We start from the raw sequence: 22,759 nt of genomic DNA, 5'->3' as shown, positions 1-22,759 counted from the left end.
AGATGTGTATAAGAGACAGGTATTATTGGGAATGATATTAAAAAATGGCAGACGATTTATTTTTTTGGCGTTTATTAACATAATAAAAAACCTCCAACATTCATTTTAAATGAACGTTAGAGGTTGTCATTTTCCATTTAATACGTATTTATTTCATAATCTCTATCATATGTTGATACAAGACATTTTCTGTTTCACTTTGGAGTAGCGCTTCACGTTTGGCGTCATCCATTAAATGGCGTGATAAGTTTTGGAGTGTCTTTAAGTGCATATCGTGACTATGTTCTGGCACTGTAATTAGAAAAACAATTTGAGGAACAGTGCCATCTAAACTTTCCCACATCACGCCTGCGTTATTTTTTAGGACTGACACTACTGGTTCTTTAATACCTGCTGATTTCGCATGTGGCATCGCAATGTTCATGCCGAGCGCAGTAGTAGATTCTGCTTCTCGCGCAAAGATATCTCGCGTTAATGTTGCTTTATCTTTAACATAACCATGTTTGTCCAAGTTTGAAACCATGTGTTCGATTGCCTCATCTCGCGTCATCGGTTGCGTTTTAATCATTGTTGTGTTTTTATGAATCATTTGCGTTTGTGATGCATCCGTATTTGTTGTCGCGTCATTTGTTGTCGCGTCAGCATGCCTTGTGTTTTCAGTAGCTTCAATCGATGTTTCATGCCCACCAGCAGTCGCTACAATCGGTGACCGCTTTTTCAATACAAGCACCAGTGCTGCCGTTACAAGGCTACCTATAATCACCGCGATAAAGAATATCACTACTTTATCAATTCCACCTAATACCGCAACAATAGGACCGCCATGCGCAACGCGGTCTCCTACACCACCAAGTGCCGCAATCACAGCTGCAACCATCGCACCGATAATATTTGCTGGAATGATACGTAATGGATCTTGCGCCGCAAAAGGTATGGCACCTTCAGTAATGCCAAATAACCCCATCGTGAACGACGCTTTACCCATTTCAATTTCGTTATGGTTGAATTTACGGCGATTCATAAAAGTTGCGATACCCAGACCAATTGGCGGTGTACACACAGCAACCGCAACCATACCCATGACACTATAATTGCCTTCAGCGATTAAAGCAGAGCCGAATAAAAATGCGACTTTATTAACTGGACCACCCATATCAAATGCAATCATGGCGCCAATGATCATCGCTAAAATCACAATATTCGCCCCTTGCATGCCCTTAAGCCAAGCCGTTAAACCTGCAAAAATACCAGCGATAGGCGCCCCAATCACATAAATAAAAATGAGGCCCACGATAATGGACGATATAATTGGAATAATAATTATTGGCATAATAGGCGCCATCGCTTTAGGTACTTTCACCTGTTTTATCCATTTCGCAATGTAACCCGCAAGAAAACCAGCGACAATTCCGCCTAAAAATCCAGCGCCCGCATCACTGCCATAAAAACTACCATCTGCAGCAATCGCGCCACCAATCATACCCGGTACGAGTCCAGGTTTATCCGCAATACTCATCGCAATATACCCTGCAAGAATGGGTACCATAAAACTAAACGCTAACGCCCCTATTTTTTCAAAAGGCTTCCAAAAAGAATCATCAGGAATGACAATCCCTTGCGTTGCCGTTTTTTCACCGCCTAGTGATAATGCAATCGCAATCAACAATCCCCCTACAACGATAAACGGGACCATAAAAGATACACCGTTCATTAAATGTTGATACACATGTTGAATACCTTTATGTTTTTGTTTTTCATCACTAGAAAGTTTTGCATTTTCATCTTGCGTTTCACTATGATAAACAGAAGCCTTTTTCTGTTGAATACGCTCGATTAAATCTTTCGGATGATGAATCCCTGCTCGTACATTTTCATTAATAAGTAACTTGCCATGAAAACGTGATAAATCCACTTGTCGATCAGCAGCGATAATGACACCATCTGCCTCTTCAATATCTTTTGCAGTCAACTGATTTTCGACGCCAACGCCACCTTGCGTCTCTACTTTTATATCAATCCCTAATTCATGCGCAGCTTGTTCTAACTTCTCTTGCGCCATATACGTATGCGCGATTCCATTTGGACAAGACGTCACCGCTACGATTTTCATACCAACACTTCCATTCAATGATTTTAAATACATACTCATCATATAGCAGCACATATTAGGAATCAATACGAAATTAAAAGCGCTTACAAATCAAAGTATGCATTATGATGCGGCACAACATAAATCATGAATTCCTAAATTTTAAAAGAAGTAATACGCATTATCCTTACAATACAATGCAGATAAAAAAGAGGTACCTTGATGGCACCTCTTAATCACTACACTTTTTCATGGTCTACGACTTCTAAACAATAGCCTTTAAAGCCACACTCTGGACATGTGAGTTTACGTGTCCGGGGTGTATGTGGTGCTAACAACCAAGCTTTAAAATCAGGTTTAAATACGTGATGACAATTTGGACACATGTAACTTACACTATGGTAATAGGTTTGCGTAATATAAGCTGCTGCGGCAATACTGCTTGTAATACCTAGCACTGATGGCCATACTTTTTTATGTTTGTAACTTTGATAATGTGCCATCCATTCAATGAGCGTCGCCCCTGTTGCAATACCTATCGTTTTATAAGTTAAAAATGGATAGTCTCTGTTTGATTTTAATACGGCATCAATGTCTTTGAGCTTTGAAATGGGAGAGATACTGTCGTCATGAATCATTTTATTCATCGCTTTCATCTCCTTTAATTGTGCTTGTTTTTGTTGGATGTCTTGTTCTAGCTGTTCCACATTGTCATCTAGCAACATTTTTACAGTTTTTAATGCATGCTGTTCTTCAACAATTTTTGCAATCGCACTCAATTTAAATCCCAATTTTTTTAGTAAAAGTATCGCTTTCAACTTTTGAACTTCTTTTTCAGTGTATTCACGATATTGATTATCTTTCGTTAAGGCAGGTTTCAAAATATTTTTTTCATCATAATACTGTAACGTGCGTGCTGATATCCCAAATAATTTAGCAAGTTCCCCGGTAGAATAACGTGCCATCATGTCACCTCCATACTTTGAATGTAATGTATCACGTCGCGTGAGGGTCAATAATTTCTTTCATAATAAATAAAAATTTTTCCGTTTCATCGACAAAAGGCGCATGCGCTGCGTCTTGAAAGTAGTAATAACGCTTATATCGAGACCCTAACTTCTCAAAAAAGATCCTGCTTTCTTCAAGCGTTGTCTGCATATCATGTACACCTTGAATAATGACAATCGGTACCCATATTTCCTGGGCAATATCTAATAAATTTGTACGCGTCATTTCTTGAGAAAGGCGCGGTGATCCAACTAAACCGCTTCGCAAAATATTCAAGCGTTCGCGTATTCTGTAATGAGGGGTTTTTAAAATAACTTGAATCATTTTCAACAGCCCATACCCTCTGCTTGAAAAACCAGATTTATAACGCGCAGTATACCAATCTCTTAATAGACGATAATATTTATTAGTGTGAAAATCATAGTCTAATCGTACTTTTTCTAACAGTTGTAACCCCTCATGGTCGCCTTCTTGGTGCGCAAACATTTTAATCTGGTTTAAAATACGGTGTTCATTTTTAAGGACATGTCCTAACTGGCCTACACCAATATATGTGGCAATACATTGCGGATACTGATGCGCAAGATGTGTGCCAATAATCGTACCAAACGAATGACACATTAAATATATTTTTGACTGGTGTAATGTTGTTGTTAAATATTGAATCAACTGATGGGCATCTTCAACAAGCGCTTGTATCGTGGGCTCTGTTCGTATTCCCGACATACCTGTACCTGGTTGATCCCAATACACAACTGTATATTGATGTGTTAAATCAACATCGTGTGCACTCATAAAAGGATACAACGGAAACCCTGGTCCGCCATGAATAATGAGCAAGACAGGATTTGACCAATCTCTTGACTCCATGATTATTCCATGTCGCTTACGATTAATGGTTAAATATTCTTTTTTCACTTGTTTTGAAGTGTTTTGTTTCATAATTGGCTCACCGTTTCTTTTTTCTAATCCATTTTTATTATAGCCCAGAATAAAAAAAGGCGTTATGGAAATGATTCACAAACAAAGAAACCCCTCTAATTGTTACGGGCATTCTTAACAATTAAAGGGATCCGATTAATGTTTACGATATTTGTTAATTTTAATAAAGCACATCGTCATGACGATGACACCAATGACTATTGGCACGAAGGTGAATATACTGGAAGATACTACACGTAATAAAATCGTGATGATGCCAGCCACTAACACACTCAATGCGCCAACGAGCCATAAATTCCATGCGGTTTGAACATGCGCTTTCGGTATTTGAGACATATCAAAATTTGCGACGAGCGCATTACACTTTCTCAAATAAATAATGAGTATCAATATTGCCACAAAAATCATAATTATGATGGATACAATACTCGCGATATCTATGATGGTCACCTACGTTTCTTTTTTAGTTGATTCATTTTATAAAATGCGTAGAGAGCAATAATGGCACATATGAAAGTGAGTACACTATAGACCCATTCGTGATAAAGTATCGATGCAAATAGGAATCCCAAACCAATATTTACCTTAATGATGTATATATACCAATATGTCCACGCACGATTGCGTGTCGCCTCTGAAAATTGGTTGAAATTCATATTGAATATCATGTCATCCTTTTTCTTAAGATATGCGATTGTAATATACGCAATATTTAAAAATAACAGCACAAATACAATCAACTTCAACACGGTATACACTCCTTATGAATACAAATTATTTAATGTTAATTGATAAATATTTTGTTTCTAAATAAGGTTCAATACCTTCTATCGCGCCTTCACGCCCGTAACCACTTTCTTTCATACCACCGAATGGTGCGTGCGCTGCTGATGGCGCACCATCATTCCAACCGATAACACCATAATCAATTTCATTATATAAATAGAGACCTGTTCGATAATCATTCGTAAAGAAGTAAGCAGCTAAGCCAAATTCAGTATCGTTGGCCATTTGAATCGCGTCATCTAAATGTTGATAGCGCATCACTGGGGCAATCGGACCAAACGTCTCTTCATGCATGCATTTCATCTGTTGATTGGCATGTGTAATAACTACCGGCTTTAAGAAATTGCCTCCGATTTTAATGTCATCTAAAGAGCGTGATAACGTGCCACCATGTGTCGCTGCATCTTCAATGTGATCTAACACTTTCTCAACCGCATCTTCATTGATTAACGGGCCTACTGTAACAGTAGCGTCGAAACCGTCTCCTACTTTCAACGCATGAACTTTTTCGATGAGCTGTGTTTCAAATTCTTCCGCAATGACTTCATGAACATAAATGCGGTTGGCACAAATACACGTTTGTCCTGCATTTCTAAACTTGGATGCAATGGTTTGATCTACTGCAAGTTCAATGTCCGCATCTTTATGCACAATAATGGGTGCTAAACCACCGAGTTCCATCGTGACATTTTTCACAGTTGCTGCAGCTTGTTCGATTAACTTTTTCCCTACTGGTGTTGACCCTGTAAACGTTAATTTTTTAATATGAGGATGTTCATTAAACAACCGTCCGGCATCTTTGCCACTTGCGACAATATAATTGATGGCATCTTTTGGAATTCCGGCATCATGTGCGAGTTCCACGAGACGTTTCGTCGTGAGCGGTGTTTGAATAGCGGGTTTACACACAATGGTACACCCGGCCGCTAACGCTGGAGCCATTTTTCGTGTAATCATGGCCGCAGGAAAATTCCACGGCGTAATCGCACCAACAACACCAATTGGAAATTTATCAATAATGATCTTTTTATCTGAGGTATGCGCTGGTATTGTACGTCCATAGGTGCGTTTGGCTTCTTCGGCATACCAGTCGACATAAGACACCGCATAGTCGACTTCACCTTGTGCTTCTTTGAGTGGTTTTCCACCCTCTAATGTAATCAGACGTGCCAGTTCATCTTTGTGTTGTTTAATTAAAGACGACCACGCCCACAATAAACGTGAACGTTCATGCGCATCCACTTTTCTCCAAGAGAAAAATGCTTGATGCGCTTTGTCAATTTGCGCATTAATATCTGATTCTTGGGTATAGTCTAGCGTGTCTACGATTTCATTTGTCGATGGATTCAATACGTTTAATGTTGCCATCTCATCACCTTTTTCTTATTAGATTTTATATTGCGATGACGTCGAATACAAAAATCATTTTCATAATATTATAATTTTATCGTAACATTTTCTAAAAATTGATACACACATTTACACCATTCTATGCTAGATTAATAAAGAAACTAAAATTTAAGAAAGTAGGTCATCATTATGACAACTGCGTTACCTAATTGTCCTAGCTGTGGATCAGAATACACATACCAAGATGGCGCTTTGTATGTTTGTCCGATGTGCGCACATGAATGGACACCAGAATCTGTGGCTGAAGCAGAAGAAGCTGCGATCATCCGAGATGCCAATGGCAATGAACTTAAAGATGGCGACACTGTTGCGGTCATTCGCGACTTAAAAGTGAAAGGTGCGTCTAGCACAATTAAACAAGGAACAAAAGTGAAAAACATTCGACTTGTAGATCCTGAAGATGGACATGATATCGACTGTAAAATTCCAGGTTTTGGTCAAATTGGCTTAAAATCAGAAGTTGTTAAAAAGATTAATTAATCCATCGAACGGTCGCTCAGTTTACTCCAATAAATACGCCTTCAAAGTCTTAAATGATGCACTTTGAAGGCGTATAATTTTACGTCAATATACACGTCATTGAATCTATATATGTTGTTAACCAGCCAAGATCAACAGAATTATCACCTTTGTTTAAGATCGATTAATTAGTTGATATAAGCGGTAACATAGTGGCATAATTGGTTTGATAAAATCACCAATAAACTCTTCAACGTGTGCATTAAATCCCTCTTTAAAACGTTGCACACCGTAATCTTCCGCATCCTCTGAGAAATCGCCTGTAATCCCATAAAAATTATAGCGATCGATGCCATAATTTTTGGCAAATTGAATCATTTCCCATTGCAAGCGGTATGCCCCCATATACGCATTATATTTAGGGTTTGACCCACTTGAAAGGTAATATACTTCATGGTCATTATAAATATAGACAGCGGCTGCTAAATCGAGCACCTCACCATCCGATGCGATACGCGCTTGTGTCTCTTTAATTTTCTTTTGTTGACTCGCAACCTGTTGTTGCAGTTGTTGATATTTGTTTTTCGTTTTTTTCGAATTACTATTTTCTGCTAAAACAGCTTCTACTTCAGTTAGTTGTTGATTTAATTCGTCCAAACTGTCTTTATACGCGGTTAATAACTTATTCAAATCAATATAAGCTAACTTCAGCATGATGCGCTCACCGTAGATATCTTGTAACTGCTCGAAATATGCCAAATCACGGAACTTAAAGCCGTGTTTTTCTTCAGCCATACGAAATAATTTGAAAAAACGTTCTGTCTCTTCATATGGAAGCGTCATGACTTCGACACCCATTTCATATGTCTTTTTAATGTTACGTCGTGTTTGATAGCCCATTTCTTTGAGTAATGCATCAATCGACTTATCTTTTAAGTCTAGGACTGACAACCACCGGATTTGACTTGAAGTTGAATAGCCTACTGGATAGCCTTGATGTTCATAACCGAGTTTATGCATCACTTGAATGAGTGCTTGGTTATCATAAGATTTTATAATATTCCCTTTCGCATCTCTAATATTTTCTAACCAATACGGGTCAGTCAATACATATAAACAGCGTTGTTTTTTTAAATATGTAGTTAAATGATGATAGAAAAATTGCACAAGTGTAAAGTTATTAAAATCCATGATTGGTCCACGCTGCGTGTAAAAATACTTAAAAAACTTTAAGCATCGTGCTTCTGTTAATAAGCATGCTGCAATAATATTTTGTTGATCATCTTTAACACCAACTAGATGCGCGACCCCTTGTCTTTCTCGGAATAAATAATGTGACACAGTTTGTGTATAATGTGAAAAATGCGCCTGTGCAAATGTTTCGAATTCTTCCGACGTTAACGTAACAAATTGCATCTTTCAAACGTCCCTTCTTTTGATGTTTCCTACGGCATGAAAGTATCTCCCTTGTTGTTCAAACCCCTTACCGTTTTGCAATATTATAACATTTACAACTTAACATGACACATATATTTATGAGACATTCGAATAATAAATATAATTAATATGTTCGCATAGTAAATCATCCAATGGAGTGAATACGTTTTAAACCTTTTGTTTTCACACTACTATTTCAAGAAAGTCTGAACGATAATTTTTATATTTGTATCACATAAAAAACGGGTTGCATCTTGCTACAACCCGTTTCACTCAATCATTATTTATCAAATTCTTCTTTTACCGCTTCAATCGCTTGATCAAAGTCACCGTTCGTCGTTAAGGATACGCTCGCTAGGAAGCTCCCTTCCACGATAGGTGCCGAGACTTTTTCAATGCGATATTGCCCTGCATACATTTCAATCGCCATATCAAGATTCATTTCTGCTGAACCAATATCAAAGAAACACAATGCATCGTTTTCAAGTTGCGCCAACACATCTGATATTGCATCAAACGATGTCCCAATCTCCCCATCTGCACCACCGACTGCAATGACATCCACGTCTGGAGACATTTGACCTAATAGTTCTTTCGTACCTTCAGCAATTTTTTTACTATGACTTACGATAATTAAACTTGTCATCTTAATCCTCTCCAATCAGCGCGTTTAAGATATAGACACTACTTTGAGCACCCGGATCAACATGGCCTTTAGAATCTTCTTTAAAGTATGCGGCACGCCCTTTTGTTGCCACTAAATCTTTCGTATCATCCGCATAGCTTTGAAGTGTTTCAAGTGTCACTGTCTCACCATTTTCCACTGCTTTTTGTGCTCGATGTATCACATCATACATTGTCTTTTCGCCGCCTGATACTTTTCCACGTGCTGCAATCGCTTCTGAAAATGCCGTTAATAGCGCTACAAGACCTTCATGATCAATGTCATCTTTCGCAACTTGTGCCATCTTTACGAAACTAAAACCATAAAGCGGACCAGAAGCCCCGCCAATATTCGACATTAATGTCATTCCAGTAGATTTTAAAATACTTTCGACTGATTGATCGTCTAATTTATCTTTTAGAGCTTCAAAGCCACGCAACATATTTACACCGTGGTCACCGTCGCCGATAGCACGGTCTAATGCTGTTAAATGCGCTTCTTCGTTTTTAAATGTTGTTGCTAAATCAAGTAAACGTGCTTTCAATTGTTGTGCATTCATCTTGATGTCCTCCTTAATTATTAAAATAATGACTCGTAGTTGGTGCGTTTAACGCTTCCACGAGGCCTTGATCAAACGGCGCTACCGTAAGTGAAAATCCTTGCATATCTAAAGATGTCATATAATCACCAATAAACCAGCGTTTCACTGTTTTTCCTTTTTCTTCAAAAACCTCTGATACATATTTCGTCACAATATTAAGTTCAGAAAGTGGCGTGCCTCCCATACCGTTAACCATTACAATTAAATCTGTTGCATCAACTTCAGTCTCTAATTTATCAATTAAGCGTGTCACAATGTCCTGAATCGGTTCTACATGCGTACGTTCTAATCCTTTTTCGCCATGAATACCGATTCCAATTTCCATTTCTGTATCTTCTATATCAAAGCCATACTGACCTGTTGTTGGCACAGCTGGTGGTGTCAACGCCATACCAATAGAGCGCACACCTTCTAAAAAAGCTTCTACTTTAGCTTTTATATCTGTCAGGTTTGTACCACTTTCAGATAAATATCCAGCGTATTTATGAACAAGCACTGTTCCTGCTACACCACGACGTTGGTCTATAGCATCAATAGCAATATCATCGCGAACAATCACTGTTTCAACTTGAATCCCTTCCATTTCAGCCATTTCTTGTGCCATTTCGAAGTTCATCACATCGCCAGCATAATTTTTAACAATTAACAATACACCATCACCATTATCAACAGCTTTAATCGCTTCAAGCACTTTATCCGGTGTTGGAGATGTGAAGACCTCGCCACATACCGCAGCATCTAACATCCCTTCTGCCACAAATCCTGCATGTGCCGGTTCATGACCGCTGCCACCGCCTGACACTAAAGCGACGCCCGATTGTTTTTTAGTCTGACGTACAACAACGGTATCCGCCACTATATCTAATTCGGGGTGGGTGATTTTCAAACCGTCGAGCATGTCTTGTAAAAAATGTGTTTTCTCTTGAATCAGTTTTTTCATAATGATCACCTCATTGGGAACAACGAATGATTCCCTGTTTTGTTAATGTTTCCAAATTTATTATAACGCATAACGAAACGTCAACTCACGCCAAACCCTTTACTATATTCTAAAAATAATTATACGTTTAATTGCTGGTTAGTTACTTTCATGCCGATACACCGCTCGCCCCATTATTTTCAATTTAAAATAAACGCCCCATATACCACTCTACTGGGGTTTTTCATGTATTTTCAGAAATAATAACTTTTAATTCCGACAAAATAGGTTGACTTTAATCGTTAACACCGGTACATTAGTACCATGATATTCCGAGTTATTGACTATGTTTTAAAAGGAGGTTCATATCATATGGTGGTAAACCCTATCAATTACGAGACGTTTCAAACTGATCCTTTTATAGATGAACTTGGTGACGATTCAACGAAAGGTGCGCTCCCTTTATTAAAATGGGCGTATACAACCTACCAAGATGATCTCGTATATGCTTGTAGCTTTGGGGCTGAAAGTATGGTGTTGATTGATTTCATTTCTCAAGTTAAACCCGATGCGCAACTCGTTTTTTTAGATACTGATTTACACTTTCAAGAAACCTACGACCTCATTGACCGCGTGACATCACGTTATCCCGAATTACGTATTAAAATGAAAAAACCTAACCTCTCGTTGAAAGCGCAAGCCAATCAATATCAGCCCGCATTGTGGCGTCATGACCCTAACCAATGTTGTTATATCCGTAAAATTAAACCCTTAGAAGAAGTTTTAAATGGCGCAACAGCATGGATATCTGGACTACGCCGTGCACAATCCGAAAGTCGCGCACATACGAACTTTATTAACAAAGATGAACGTTTCAGATCAATTAAAATATGTCCGCTCATTTATTGGACTGAAGATGAAGTCTGGGACTACATTAAAACTCATGACCTTCCATATAACACACTTCATGACCAAAATTATCCGAGCATCGGATGCATGCCGTGTACATCTTCTGTTTTTAAAGGCCAAGACTCACGTGCCGGTCGTTGGCAAGGCGCCACGAAAACGGAGTGTGGTTTGCATACGACACATCCTTAATTTTTTAATCATAATCCATATTAATCCGATATGCATTTGAGTATTAATCGAGGTGAAATCATTGAAATTAAAAGTTACAAATAGCCCTTTTACAGAAGCACAAGCGACTCAATTGAATGCCGTGTTAGACACGTTGACAACAGATCAAAAGATTTGGTTGAGTGGCTATTTGACACACGCCAGTACTGAAAGTCAAAGTTCAGTTGACACCACTCAAGTAACAACTGTAAACACAGTTGAAGCTGCTCAAGCCACTTCTCCTAATGTAGCGCGATCCTTAACGTTGCTATATGGTTCTGAAACAGGTAATGCCGAAAATCTCGCGGATTTATTTGAAGCACGTTTAAAATCACTCAATTTTGATATTACGAAAAAAGCGATGGATGAAATCAAACCGAAAACACTTAATAAGTTAGAAGATGTGCTCATCGTGACTTCTACCCAAGGGGAAGGAGATCCCCCTGATAACGCTTTAGAACTTCATGAATTTTTACATAGTCGCAAAGCCCCTAAACTTGACGGTTTACGCTATAGCGTCCTCGCCTTAGGGGATGTTACATATGAGTATTTTTGTCAAACTGGCAAAGACTTTGATGCTAAGTTAAGTGAGCTCGGTGCCACACGTTTATACGACCGTGTCGATTGTGATGTCGATTACGAAGCAGATGCTGAAAAATGGATTACGAATGTGATTAGTGCGTTAGACGAACAAATGAGTAGCACCGCGCCTTCGCAACCACTCGTACGTGAAACTGTTCAAAGAGAAAGCGAAACAAAACATTCTAAAACGCATCCTTTTCAAGCAGAAGTGTTAGAAAATATCTCACTAAATGGTCGTGGCTCAAACAAAGAAACGCGCCACATTGAACTATCTATTGAAGATATGAATGAAAGCTATGAAGCTGGGGATTGCTTAGTGGTTCTTCCACAAAATGCACCTCAATTGGTGACACAACTCATTGAAGCACTCGGATGGGAAAAAGATACACCGACACAAATTAATGAAGAAGGTGACACGCTTCCACTTGAAGAAGCTTTAACACACCATTTCGAAATTTCTAAATTGACCGTTCCCCTCATTCAAAATGCGGCGGCACATTTTGGTAACGATGACTTGTCGTCACTCACAGATGATAAAGAAGCAATACGTGCCTATATCGAAGGCCGAGATTTTATCGACTTGCTTAATGACTACGTGACAACAGATTTAGCACCAGAAGATTTATATAAAGTGTTACGCAAATTGCCACCACGTGAATATTCTATTTCAAGCAGTTACGAACTTGAACCTGACGAAGTGCACTTAACTGTCGGTGCGGTACGTTATGAAGCTCATGGTCGCGAACGTCATGGCGTATGTTCGATTCACTTCGCTGAAAGATTGCAACCGGGTGATACGGTCCCTGTGTATTTAAAACACAATCCGAATTTTAAATTCCCGAAAGACCCTGAACAGAAAGTCATTATGATTGGTCCTGGAACAGGTGTAGCACCTTTTAGAGCGCATTTACAAGACCGTGAGGCACGCGACTGGAAAGGTCATACATGGCTCTTTTTCGGAGAACAACATTTTACGACCGACTTCTTATATCAAACGGAATGGCAATCTTGGTTAAAAGATGGCTATTTAGAAAAAATGGACGTCGCCTTTTCACGTGATACGGAGGAAAAAGTGTACGTGCAACACCGCATTCAAGAAAATGCGGCAACGTTCAATCAATGGCTAGAAGACGGCGCCTCTATTTACATTTGTGGGGATGAAAAACATATGGCTCATGACGTTCACCAAACCATTGTAAACGTCATTTCTCGAATGCGTCATATATCGCTAGAAGAAGCTGAGGACATATTAAAACAAATGAAAAAAGATAAACGTTACCAACGCGACGTTTATTAATCATCAATAGAAAGGATGAAGACAATGGCTAAAGATCATGCACAAATCGCGCAAGAATTGGATGAAAAGTTAGACGCAATGGAATTTATTAAATACCGTAGTCAATATCTTCGCGGAACGATTGCTGAAGGGCTCAAAGATCCATTAACAGGGGCAATTTCAGAAGATGACACGAAACTACTCAAATTTCACGGCAGCTACATGCAAGATGACAGAGATTTACGCGATGAACGCCGTAAACAAAAATTAGAACCGGCCTACAGCTTTATGATTCGTGTACGTGTACCCGGGGGTAAAGCGACGGCTGAACAATGGCTTGCGATGGATGATATTGCCGACCAATATGCCAATGGCACGTTGAAATTAACAACACGCCAAGCCTTTCAATTTCACGGCATTTTAAAACGTAACTTAAAACATTCAATGCAAAGCATTAACAAAGCAGTGCTTGATTCTATTGCGACGTGTGGCGATGTGAACCGTAACGTGATGTGTAATCCGAACTCTTACCAATCGCAAGTCCAAAAAGAAATCAATGACTATGCGATAGCAATGAGTAATCATCTACTCCCACGGACAGGTGCTTATCATGAAATTTGGCTAGATGGTGAAAAAGTCGTTGATACGCAAGAAGAAGTGGAACCGATTTACGGTAAACGCTATTTACCACGTAAATTTAAAATCGGTATTGCGGTGCCCCCTTCCAATGACATCGATGTCTATTCACAAGACATTGGTCTTATCGGCATTGTTGAAGAAGAAGCGCTCAAGGGATTTAATATCGTTATCGGTGGTGGCATGGGCATGACGCATGGCGATACGCGTACCTACCCGCAAATTGGAAAAGTGATAGGCTATGTAGCGAAAGAAAACATTGTAGATGTCTGCGAAAAAATCATGACGATTCAACGCGATTACGGTGACCGTCAAGACCGAAAACAAGCCCGCTTCAAATATACAGTTGACCGACTAGGCGTCGAAAAAATTGTTGAAGAACTTCATACACGTTTAGGCTATGGCATAGAAACTGCACGTGACTTCCATTTTGACCACAATGGTGACCGTTACGGTTGGACAGAAGGCAATGGCCATTGGCATTATACGCTATTCATCCAGAACGGTCGCGTCAAAGATACTGAAGATTATAAACTAAAAACCGCACTCAGAAAAATTGCGCACGTGCATACCGGTGAATTTATTTTGTCGCCGAACCAAAATTTAGTGATTGCTAATATTACACCTGAAAATAAACCTGCCATTGAAGCTATCATCGAAGAATTCGATATTTCTGACGGTCAACGTGACACAGGACTCCGTCGTAACTCTATGGCTTGTGTCGCATTTCCAACATGCGGCCTTGCTATGGCTGAATCTGAACGTTACTTGCCTTCACTGCTTTCTAAAATCGAGGATATTTTAGATGAAGCAGGTCTTCGTGAAGAAGACATTACAATTCGTATGACGGGTTGTCCAAACGGTTGTGCACGCCCTGCCCTTGCTGAAATCGGCTTTATTGGTAAAGGCCCTGGTAAATATAACCTTTATCTCGGCGGCGGCTTTAAAGGTGACCGCTTGAGCAAACTCTATAAAGAAAATGTTGGTGAAACTGAAATTTTAGACAGTTTACGTCCGATTTTACTTCAATACGGTAAAGAAAAACAAGAAAACGAACATTTTGGTGATTTTGTCATTCGAGCAGGCATAATTGAAAAAACACATGATGGCCAAGATTTTCATAAAAATGTTCAAGCTTAAGATAATGACAACACTTTGAAAGGCGTGAGGATATGACTGGAAAGGTAAACATTGTAGGCGCAGGCCCGGGGGATCCCGAATTAATTACAGTAAAAGGCTTAAAAGCCATTGAAAACGCAGACGTCATTTTATACGACCGTCTCGTTAATGAACAATTATTAGCCTATGCGTCACCAAAGGCGAAACACTTGTACTGCGGTAAAGACCCTTATCGTCACGCCATGCCTCAAGAAGAGACGAATCAACTCATGGTGACTTTAGCACAAAAAGGCTACACAGTAACCCGACTCAAAGGCGGAGACCCATTCGTTTTCGGACGCGGCGGTGAAGAGGCACAAATTTTAAATGACCATCACATTCCATTTGAGATTGTGCCTGGCATCACATCCGGTATTGCCGCGCCAGCCTACGCCGGCATTCCTGTCACGCATCGTGATTACAGTTCTTCTGTCACATTCGTGACAGCCGTGACACAAAAAGGTGTAAATACAGAGAACTATTGGCAACATCTGGCACAAGGTTCTGACACATTATGCATTTATATGGGGGTTAAAAAACTACCCGACATATGTGCGTTATTGTTAAGACATGGCAAATCCGCCGACACCCCTGTCGCGCTCGTTCATCTCGGAACAACGGAACAACAACAAACAGAAGTTGGGACGTTATCGACCATTGTCGAACGCGCGGCACATATTAAAAATCCGGCCATGATAATTGTCGGTGAAGTGGTGCGCTTAAGAGAGGAACTCAGTTGGTTCCAAGAAGTCTCTCTTACCGCATTACGCCAACCGTTATAAGTAAGGAATCCATTTTGACAAAAGGGAGGTCAAATCGATGCAAAAAATACTGATTTTTGCGCTCGCAGGCTTTGTCGCCCAACTCGTTGATGGCTCGCTCGGCATGGGGTTTGGTGCTTCGTCATCATCTATATTATTGACGTTTGGGATTACCCCTGCGATTGCTTCAGCAACGGTACACTTTTCTCAAATCGCAACAACGTTCGTCTCAGGTACATCTCATTTGAAATTTGATAATGTGCATAAACCAACCATGTGGCGTTTGGCGTTGCCGGGTGCCGTCGCTGCCTTTATTGGGGCCGCACTTTTGTCAAATATTCATGGCGAAGTAATTCGTCCATACATCGCCCTATTTTTACTCTCAATGGGGATTTACATCTTGTATCAATTTTTATTTAAACGTAATCATCTTTCTGAATCAAAGTTCAACCAACGTTTGAAGCGACGCTATACTATCCCACAAGGCTTCATCGCCGGTTTATTAGATGCGATGGGCGGCGGCGGTTGGGGCCCGGTCAATACACCGATGCTCTTATCAACTAAAAAATTAGAACCCCGTTACGTCATTGGGACTGTTTCTGCCAGTGAATTTTTCGTTACATTGTCCGCATCCATCAGTTTCATCATCTTTTTAGGATTCGGCAATATTAACTGGGACACAGTAATTGCTCTTGCTATAGGAGGCGTACTCGCAGCGCCTATTGCGGCCTATCTTGTTAAGATCTTACCTGTTAACATTTTGGCAATTTGCGTCAGCGGCCTAATTATTTTTACGAACAGCAATGCATTATTAGGCTATTTCCACCTTAATTCAAATGTCGTTGTCTTGTGTCGTTTAGCGATTATTATTATCTTCATCATCCTTATCATCTGGATGATTCAAAAAAATAAAAAGATGGCCTTTTCAAAACAAAGTCACAGCCATCTCAATTAACGGAGGGACTTTCATTGTCAAATCAAACAAGCATTCAAACAATTGAACCGCACGGCGGAATACTGATTAACCGTGAAGTTTCAACACAACAACGCCAACATTGGTTAGAAACGGCAGAAGCACTTCCTAAAGTGACTTTAAACACTTGGAGTTTATCCGATCTTGAATTGATCGGTATCGGTGGTTTTAGTCCACTGACAGGGTTTATGGGTGAAAAAGATTATCTTAACGTCATTGAAAAGGTCCATCTAGACAATGGCTTAGTTTGGAGTATTCCCATTACATTACCTGTCACACAAACAGAAGCTGATGCGTTAGATATCGGTCAAAACATTGCGCTTTATGGTGAAGACAACGTATTATACGGTATTTTAGAACTGACAGAAAAATACACTTATAATAAAGAAAAAGAAGCTCGCCTCGTTTATGGCACAACAGAAGAAGCACATCCAGGTGTTAAAAAAGTTTTTGAAAAAGGCGACGTTTACTTAGCGGGACCGATTCATTTAATCCATCGTCCAAAACATGATGCATTTACTGATTTTCATTACGATCCCTCAGAAACACGTCAACTCTTCCAAGATTTAGGTTGGAACACCGTGGTCGGCTTCCAAACACGTAACCCTGTCCATCGCGCACACGAATACATTCAAAAATCAGCGCTTGAAATTGTCGATGGCTTGTTGTTAAATCCTCTTGTTGGTGAAACAAAATCAGACGACATTCCAGCAGATGTCCGTATGGAAAGCTATCAAGTGATTTTAAAAAATTACTATCCAGAAGACCGTGCACGTCTCGTGATTTACCCTGCCGCGATGCGTTATGCAGGTCCTCGTGAAGCTGTGCTCCATGCGACTGTACGTAAAAACTACGGTTGTACACACTTTATTGTCGGCCGTGACCATGCAGGGGTGGGCGATTATTACGGCACTTATGAAGCGCAAGAATTCATCTCTCAATTTGAAGCGGAACTTGGCATTCAAATTTTAAAATTTGAACATGCCTTTTATTGTAAAGCGTGTGGCAATATGGCAACAGCCAAAACTTGTCCACACGACAGTTCACACCATCTTCACCTCAGTGGAACGAAAGTCCGTGAAAAATTACGTAACGGCGAACCTTTACCAAAAGAATTTTCACGTCCAGAAGTTGCTGAAGTACTTATTAGAGGCTTAAGAGAATCCAAATAAGAGGAGCTGTTTCATATGTCTGAGTCCCAAAACATTACTTGGCATGATTCAGAAATCACAAAAGCTGAACGCCAAGCACGCCATAACCATAAAAGCGCCATTCTATGGTTTACTGGCCTGTCCGGGTCAGGAAAATCTACAATCTCTGTCGCATTAGAAAAAGCACTATTTGAACGCGGCTTAAATACCTATCGTCTTGACGGGGATAATGTCCGCCACGGATTAAACAATAACCTAGGATTTAGTCCAGAAGACCGCCAAGAAAATATTCGTCGCATTGCTGAAGTGAGTAAATTAATGGTAGATGCCGGGTTAATCACACTTACGGCCTTTATCTCTCCATATAAAGCGGACCGTGATCGCGCACGAGAAATTGTAGAAGACGGAGAATTTATCGAAATTTACACAAAAGCCTCCGTGGAAGCTTGCGAAAAACGCGATCCAAAAGGGTTATATCAAAAAGCAAGAAAAGGTGAAATTCCTGAATTCACCGGTATTAGCGCTCCCTATGAGGCCCCCGAACATCCTGAAATTGTTATCGATACAGAAGAAACGTCGATTGAAGAGGCCGTTTTACAAATACTCAACTATTTAGAAACACATGACTACATTCCAAAATCGTAGTTGAGACAAAATACTTAAGCAAAAAAAGAGAATCGATGAGGTAAAATGATTTTTACTTCATTGATTCTCATTATTTATTATGCTTGTAGGCCTAAGTAGGAAATCTCCTAACCCTACTGTAAAATAAGACATAGATATAAAAAAGAAGAGCCGAATACCTATAAATTTTCTTAGTATAAATATGTTCACTCATGTTTCTTATAAAGAACAATCAAAAATAACCTAAAAGACTACAAAATAAAATATACAAAAATATAAGCATTTTACAACTCCTTTTCTATTATAGCTAACTCTACTACAAGCCCTTTTAAATTTTAAATCCTCCTATGATACTACCTAGACAAACTTTTAATGCGGAGATATGAGTCATTTGAAAACACTATATTTTTGGCTTTCTAAATTTAAATACTCTCTATATCTCAAACTCTTTTTATGTACTTCTATTTTAAATATAACATGCTTAATTATTTTTTCTTCCCCAATGTAAAATCCCACTAATAAAACCGAGCAAAAATAAATAATTATTTCAAAAAAGTTTATTGACATTAATATTGTCACTCACTATGATTAAAGTACGCGCAAACGCTTACAGTTTATTTGCTAACCATATTATTTTTGACATCAGGAGGTTAAACTATGGCAAACTTTTTAAAACCTGCCAAACATATTCAGCCCCTTCCCTCAGAGCAGGTGGATGATACATACAAGAAGCTGAGATTTCAAGTTTTCTTAGGGATATTTCTCGGTTATGCAGGTTATTACTTATTACGAAAAAACTTTTCACTCGTCATGCCTGATTTGATTGAAGAAGGCTTCAGTAAAGCAGAACTAGGTTTTGCATTGTCAGCGATTTCTATCGCTTATGGCTTTAGTAAATTTATTATGGGAACCGTCAGTGACAGGAGTAACGCACGCACCTTTTTAACACTCGGGTTGGTACTCACTGCCCTCGTCAACTTAATGATGGGCTTTATCCCTGCATTGACGTCGAGTGTTTTCATTATGTTCGTGATGCTCTTTTTAAACGGTTGGTTCCAAGGAATGGGATGGCCGCCTTCAGGTCGTGTCCTCGTCCATTGGTTCAGCGTGAGTGAACGTGGAAGTAAAACAGCCATTTGGAACGTTGCCCACAATGTCGGTGGTGGTTTAATGGCACCGATAGCGTTGATGGGGATTACTTTAACAGGAACCGTCTCTTTCGGTTATTTAAAAGGCTACGAAGGTGCATTTATTTATCCTGCGCTCATTGCCTTAATCATTGCGTTCATTTCCTATTTACTCGTACGAGACACGCCCCAATCGATGGGTCTGCCTCCTATTGAACAACATCGTAACGATTATCCAAGTCATTCACATGAAACATTAGAAGTCGAATTGACGACGAAAGAAATTTTATTCAAATATGTATTGAATAATAAATGGGTATGGATGATTGCGGTAGCGAACATTTTTGTTTATTTCGTGCGCTACGGCGTTTTAGACTGGGCGCCTACATTTTTAAATGAGGCTAAAGACTTTGATTTAAAAGCTTCAGGTTGGGCCTATTTCCTTTATGAATGGGCAGGTATCCCAGGCACACTTTTATGTGGTTATTTATCCGATAAAGTTTTTAAAGGTCGTCGTGGTCCAGCGGGCTTTATCTTTATGTTAGGCGTGACGATTGCGGTCATTGTGTACTGGTTAAACCCTGCAGGCAACCCTCTCGTTGACAACTTAGCATTGATTGCGATTGGTTTCTTAATTTACGGTCCTGTTATGTTAATTGGGCTTCAAGCTTTAGACTACGTTCCGAAAAAAGCGGCTGGAACTGCAGCCGGGTTAACAGGTTTATTCGGTTACCTTGGCGGTGCGGTGATGGCGAACATTATTATGGGACTTGTCGTAGATGCGTTCGGATGGAATGCTGGCTTTATTTTATTAACAGTCATCAGTATCCTTGCGATGATCAGTTTCATTTTCACATGGGATAAACGCGGTCAAGAAGTCGTAAAATCATAACCCATGATTGAATAAACGACATTGTGTTGCAAGTTATGTTAAAAAAATAATCAAACAGGAGAAGCTAGGACATAAATAATATTGTTTATATTTTATAGGCACATCATCTCTCCTTTATTATTTGTTTGGTCACTTTTAATATTAGAGATGTTTGCGCTTTTTATTTATAAAAAATCGGACGGGTGAAATGTAAGATTCCTTTCACTCGTCCGATTTGATTATAGACTATTTAAGAAGTTAAGTTTTTAAGTTTAAAAGTTTGAAGGCTAATCCAATTAGCGTAGCTCCGACGATGTAATCGAATAGCGCTTTGGCTTTAGGATTATTAAACACTTTTTTTAGATACGTGAATACATAGCTACAAAGCGCAAACCATATAAATACGATTGATATAAATAGAGCTGATAAAAGTATAATTTTCATTGAGCCATCTTGTTTAGTGACAAATTGAGGTAATATACTAATGTAAAATAAAATCGCTTTAGGGTTTAACATTGTACTCATAAATCCTTGGTTGAAGGAAAGAAAAAGCTTTGTTTGATGCTGTGATTTTCTTTCATTTGGTATATGTATACTTTTTCTCGCATTCATTATGGTTTTAACGCCTAAGTATGCGATATACATTGCACCTAAAATCTTTATTGTTGTGAATACGTAGTAGGAACTAGATAATATAAAAATTAATCCTAAAGCTGCTATAAAAGAATACATTACATGCGCCGTTGATATGCCCAAGCTGGCCATCACTCCATTTTTAGTACTTCCTGACATAGTTTGATTTATAACTATAAAAAAGTCAGGACCAGGAATTAATATTATTAATAAAGAAATAAACAAAAAATTGAGTATATTTTCCATAAGTACACCCCTTTTCTTAGCTGTAAAATAAGCGTTTATTCAGTTTCTTCTTTTCCTCATAATAAGAAACATTCTTCAATTTAAAAACCCACTCTTAAAATGAATATTTTCATATTATGTATGTAGTTGCTATAAAAACTTTTGCAAGGACATCCTCACTTCTTATTATGGGTTTGGTTACTTTTAATATTTGAGAGGTTTGCGCTTTTTATTTATAGAGAATCGGACGGGTGAAATGTAAGATTCCTTTCACTCGTCCGATTTGATTATAGACTTTTACTTTAATTCATTTAAATAACTGCGACCATACTCTGGTGCTTTGACACCAAAGTTATCCGCAATCGTGGCGCCAATAGAACTGAACGTTGTATCAGTTTCTAATGCACGGCCTTCTTTAAATTTCGGACTATACCATAACACTGGAATATATTCGCGTGTATGGTCTGTACCTTCTGCCGTTGGGTCGTTGCCGTGGTCTGCTGTAATGATTAATAAATCATCTTCACGCATGTGGCCAAATAGTTCAGGTAAGCGATCATCAAAATCTTTTATCGCTTGGGCGTAACCTGGTTTGTCACGACGATGACCATATAATGCGTCAAAATCGACTAAGTTTAAAAAGCTTAAACCTTTAAAGTCTTTTTGGACGATTTTCATTAATTGGTCCATGCCGTCCATGTTACTTTTCGTACGGACAGCTTCAGTGACCCCTTCGCCATCATAGATGTCATTAATTTTACCAATCGCAATAACGTCATAACCGTCATCTTTCAAAGCATTCATGACCGTCGCGCCAAATGGTTTTAACGCATAGTCATGACGGTTACTTGTACGCGTAAAGTTTCCTGGCTCACCCACGTATGGGCGTGCGATAATACGACCGATTAAATATTTCGGATCTTTTGTGAGTTCACGCACTTTTTCACAAATGTCATACAGTTCTTCTAAAGGAATGATATCTTCGTGTGCTGCGATTTGAAGCACAGGGTCTGCCGACGTATAGACAATTAAGTCTCCTGTCTTCATTTGATGTTCGCCCCACTCATCGATAATTTGTGTACCGGATGCTGGGCGGTTTGCGACCACTTTACGACCTGTCATCGCTTCAATCTCTTGAATGAGTTCCTCTGGAAAACCGTCTGGGTACACTTTAAACGGCTGCATGATATTTAAGCCCATCATTTCCCAGTGGCCAGTCATCGTATCCTTACCGACAGACGCTTCGCTTAATTTATGATAGTACGCCATCGGATGGTCTACCCGGTCGATGACCGGTAAGTCATCAATGTT

Annotated in this window: 20 protein-coding genes; 9 read left to right on the top strand and 11 right to left on the bottom strand. The window is 39.3% G+C overall.

The features are described from left to right. Positions 1-148 precede the first annotated feature (148 nt). The 5 genes from CD172_RS02205 to CD172_RS02180 form a co-directional block, all read right to left on the bottom strand. Positions 149-2,110: a fructose-specific PTS transporter subunit EIIC gene (locus CD172_RS02205; protein WP_103345343.1), complete on the bottom strand. Its 1,962-nt coding sequence runs from the start codon at positions 2,108-2,110 to the stop codon at positions 149-151. Positions 2,111-2,328: 218 nt separating this feature from the next. Beyond that, positions 2,329-3,054 carry a MerR family transcriptional regulator gene (locus CD172_RS02200; protein WP_157950622.1) on the bottom strand — a complete coding sequence of 242 codons (726 nt, stop codon included), beginning with the start codon at positions 3,052-3,054 and terminating at the stop codon, positions 2,329-2,331. 31 nt (positions 3,055-3,085) lie between these two features. After that, entirely contained in the window at positions 3,086-4,039 is a 954-nt protein-coding gene (locus CD172_RS02195) for an alpha/beta hydrolase (RefSeq protein ID WP_103345341.1), read from the bottom strand. 135 nt (positions 4,040-4,174) lie between these two features. Beyond that, complete coding sequence (locus tag CD172_RS02190; protein ID WP_103345340.1) at positions 4,175-4,489, bottom strand: hypothetical protein; 315 nt, start codon at positions 4,487-4,489, stop codon at positions 4,175-4,177. Positions 4,490-4,813: 324 nt separating this feature from the next. Next, a complete protein-coding gene (locus CD172_RS02180) occupies positions 4,814-6,193 on the bottom strand; it encodes an NAD-dependent succinate-semialdehyde dehydrogenase (protein WP_103345338.1) in 1,380 nt (459 codons plus the stop codon). A 171-nt stretch (positions 6,194-6,364) separates the two neighbouring features. Between CD172_RS02180 and CD172_RS02175 the strand changes: the two genes are divergently transcribed. Further along, the gene (locus CD172_RS02175; protein ID WP_060551855.1) at positions 6,365-6,715 is read left to right on the top strand and encodes a zinc ribbon domain-containing protein YjdM; all 351 of its coding nucleotides are present in this window, start codon (positions 6,365-6,367) and stop codon (positions 6,713-6,715) included. Between the two features lie 153 nt (positions 6,716-6,868). Here the strand turns inward: CD172_RS02175 and CD172_RS02170 are convergent, their stop codons facing one another. From CD172_RS02170 to dhaK, 4 genes are all read right to left on the bottom strand, one after another. Then, positions 6,869-8,110, bottom strand: a complete 1,242-nt coding sequence (locus CD172_RS02170; protein WP_103345337.1) for an aminoacyltransferase — start codon at positions 8,108-8,110, stop codon at positions 6,869-6,871. A 301-nt stretch (positions 8,111-8,411) separates the two neighbouring features. Next, the gene (dhaM, locus tag CD172_RS02165; protein WP_103345336.1) at positions 8,412-8,777 is read right to left on the bottom strand and encodes a dihydroxyacetone kinase phosphoryl donor subunit DhaM; all 366 of its coding nucleotides are present in this window, start codon (positions 8,775-8,777) and stop codon (positions 8,412-8,414) included. A gap of 1 nt (position 8,778) precedes the next feature. Continuing rightward, a complete protein-coding gene (gene dhaL, locus CD172_RS02160) occupies positions 8,779-9,354 on the bottom strand; it encodes a dihydroxyacetone kinase subunit DhaL (protein ID WP_103345335.1) in 576 nt (191 codons plus the stop codon). Between the two features lie 13 nt (positions 9,355-9,367). Then, positions 9,368-10,336, bottom strand: a complete 969-nt coding sequence (gene dhaK / locus CD172_RS02155) for a dihydroxyacetone kinase subunit DhaK (RefSeq protein WP_103345334.1) — start codon at positions 10,334-10,336, stop codon at positions 9,368-9,370. A gap of 351 nt (positions 10,337-10,687) precedes the next feature. Here dhaK and CD172_RS02150 point away from each other — a divergent pair, with 351 nt between their 5' ends. The 8 genes from CD172_RS02150 (at position 10,688) to glpT (ending at position 20,611) form a co-directional block, all read left to right on the top strand. Further along, complete coding sequence (locus tag CD172_RS02150; protein ID WP_103345333.1) at positions 10,688-11,413, top strand: phosphoadenylyl-sulfate reductase; 726 nt, start codon at positions 10,688-10,690, stop codon at positions 11,411-11,413. A 61-nt stretch (positions 11,414-11,474) separates the two neighbouring features. Then, on the top strand, positions 11,475-13,310 hold the full coding sequence (locus CD172_RS02145; RefSeq protein WP_103345332.1) for an assimilatory sulfite reductase (NADPH) flavoprotein subunit: 1,836 nt from the start codon (positions 11,475-11,477) through the stop codon (positions 13,308-13,310). Positions 13,311-13,334: 24 nt separating this feature from the next. Then, the gene (locus CD172_RS02140) at positions 13,335-15,065 is read left to right on the top strand and encodes an NADPH-dependent assimilatory sulfite reductase hemoprotein subunit (protein ID WP_103345331.1); all 1,731 of its coding nucleotides are present in this window, start codon (positions 13,335-13,337) and stop codon (positions 15,063-15,065) included. Between the two features lie 32 nt (positions 15,066-15,097). Next, the gene (gene cobA, locus CD172_RS02135) at positions 15,098-15,865 is read left to right on the top strand and encodes a uroporphyrinogen-III C-methyltransferase (protein ID WP_103345330.1); all 768 of its coding nucleotides are present in this window, start codon (positions 15,098-15,100) and stop codon (positions 15,863-15,865) included. Between the two features lie 37 nt (positions 15,866-15,902). Next, entirely contained in the window at positions 15,903-16,799 is an 897-nt protein-coding gene (locus CD172_RS02130; protein WP_103345329.1) for a sulfite exporter TauE/SafE family protein, read from the top strand. Positions 16,800-16,813: 14 nt separating this feature from the next. Then, entirely contained in the window at positions 16,814-17,989 is a 1,176-nt protein-coding gene (gene sat, locus CD172_RS02125; protein WP_103345328.1) for a sulfate adenylyltransferase, read from the top strand. A gap of 15 nt (positions 17,990-18,004) precedes the next feature. Next, positions 18,005-18,613, top strand: coding sequence for an adenylyl-sulfate kinase (gene cysC, locus CD172_RS02120; RefSeq protein WP_103345327.1), 609 nt, complete (start codon positions 18,005-18,007; stop codon positions 18,611-18,613). A 636-nt stretch (positions 18,614-19,249) separates the two neighbouring features. Beyond that, entirely contained in the window at positions 19,250-20,611 is a 1,362-nt protein-coding gene (glpT, locus tag CD172_RS02115) for a glycerol-3-phosphate transporter (protein ID WP_103345326.1), read from the top strand. A gap of 237 nt (positions 20,612-20,848) precedes the next feature. On the opposite strand, the gene CD172_RS02110 is transcribed toward glpT, so the two are convergent. Together CD172_RS02110 and deoB are read right to left on the bottom strand one after the other, a co-directional pair. Next, complete coding sequence (locus CD172_RS02110) at positions 20,849-21,469, bottom strand: LysE family translocator (RefSeq protein WP_103345325.1); 621 nt, start codon at positions 21,467-21,469, stop codon at positions 20,849-20,851. Positions 21,470-21,745: 276 nt separating this feature from the next. After that, a partial coding sequence (deoB, locus tag CD172_RS02105; RefSeq protein ID WP_103345324.1) for a phosphopentomutase occupies positions 21,746-22,759 on the bottom strand: 1,014 nt, incomplete at its 5' end.

The sequence above is a fragment of the Staphylococcus agnetis genome, from assembly GCF_002901865.1.
Lineage (GTDB): Bacteria > Bacillota > Bacilli > Staphylococcales > Staphylococcaceae > Staphylococcus > Staphylococcus agnetis.
The sequence above is the reverse complement of the archived record's forward strand: the minus strand, read 5'-3'. Positions and strand labels throughout refer to the sequence as shown.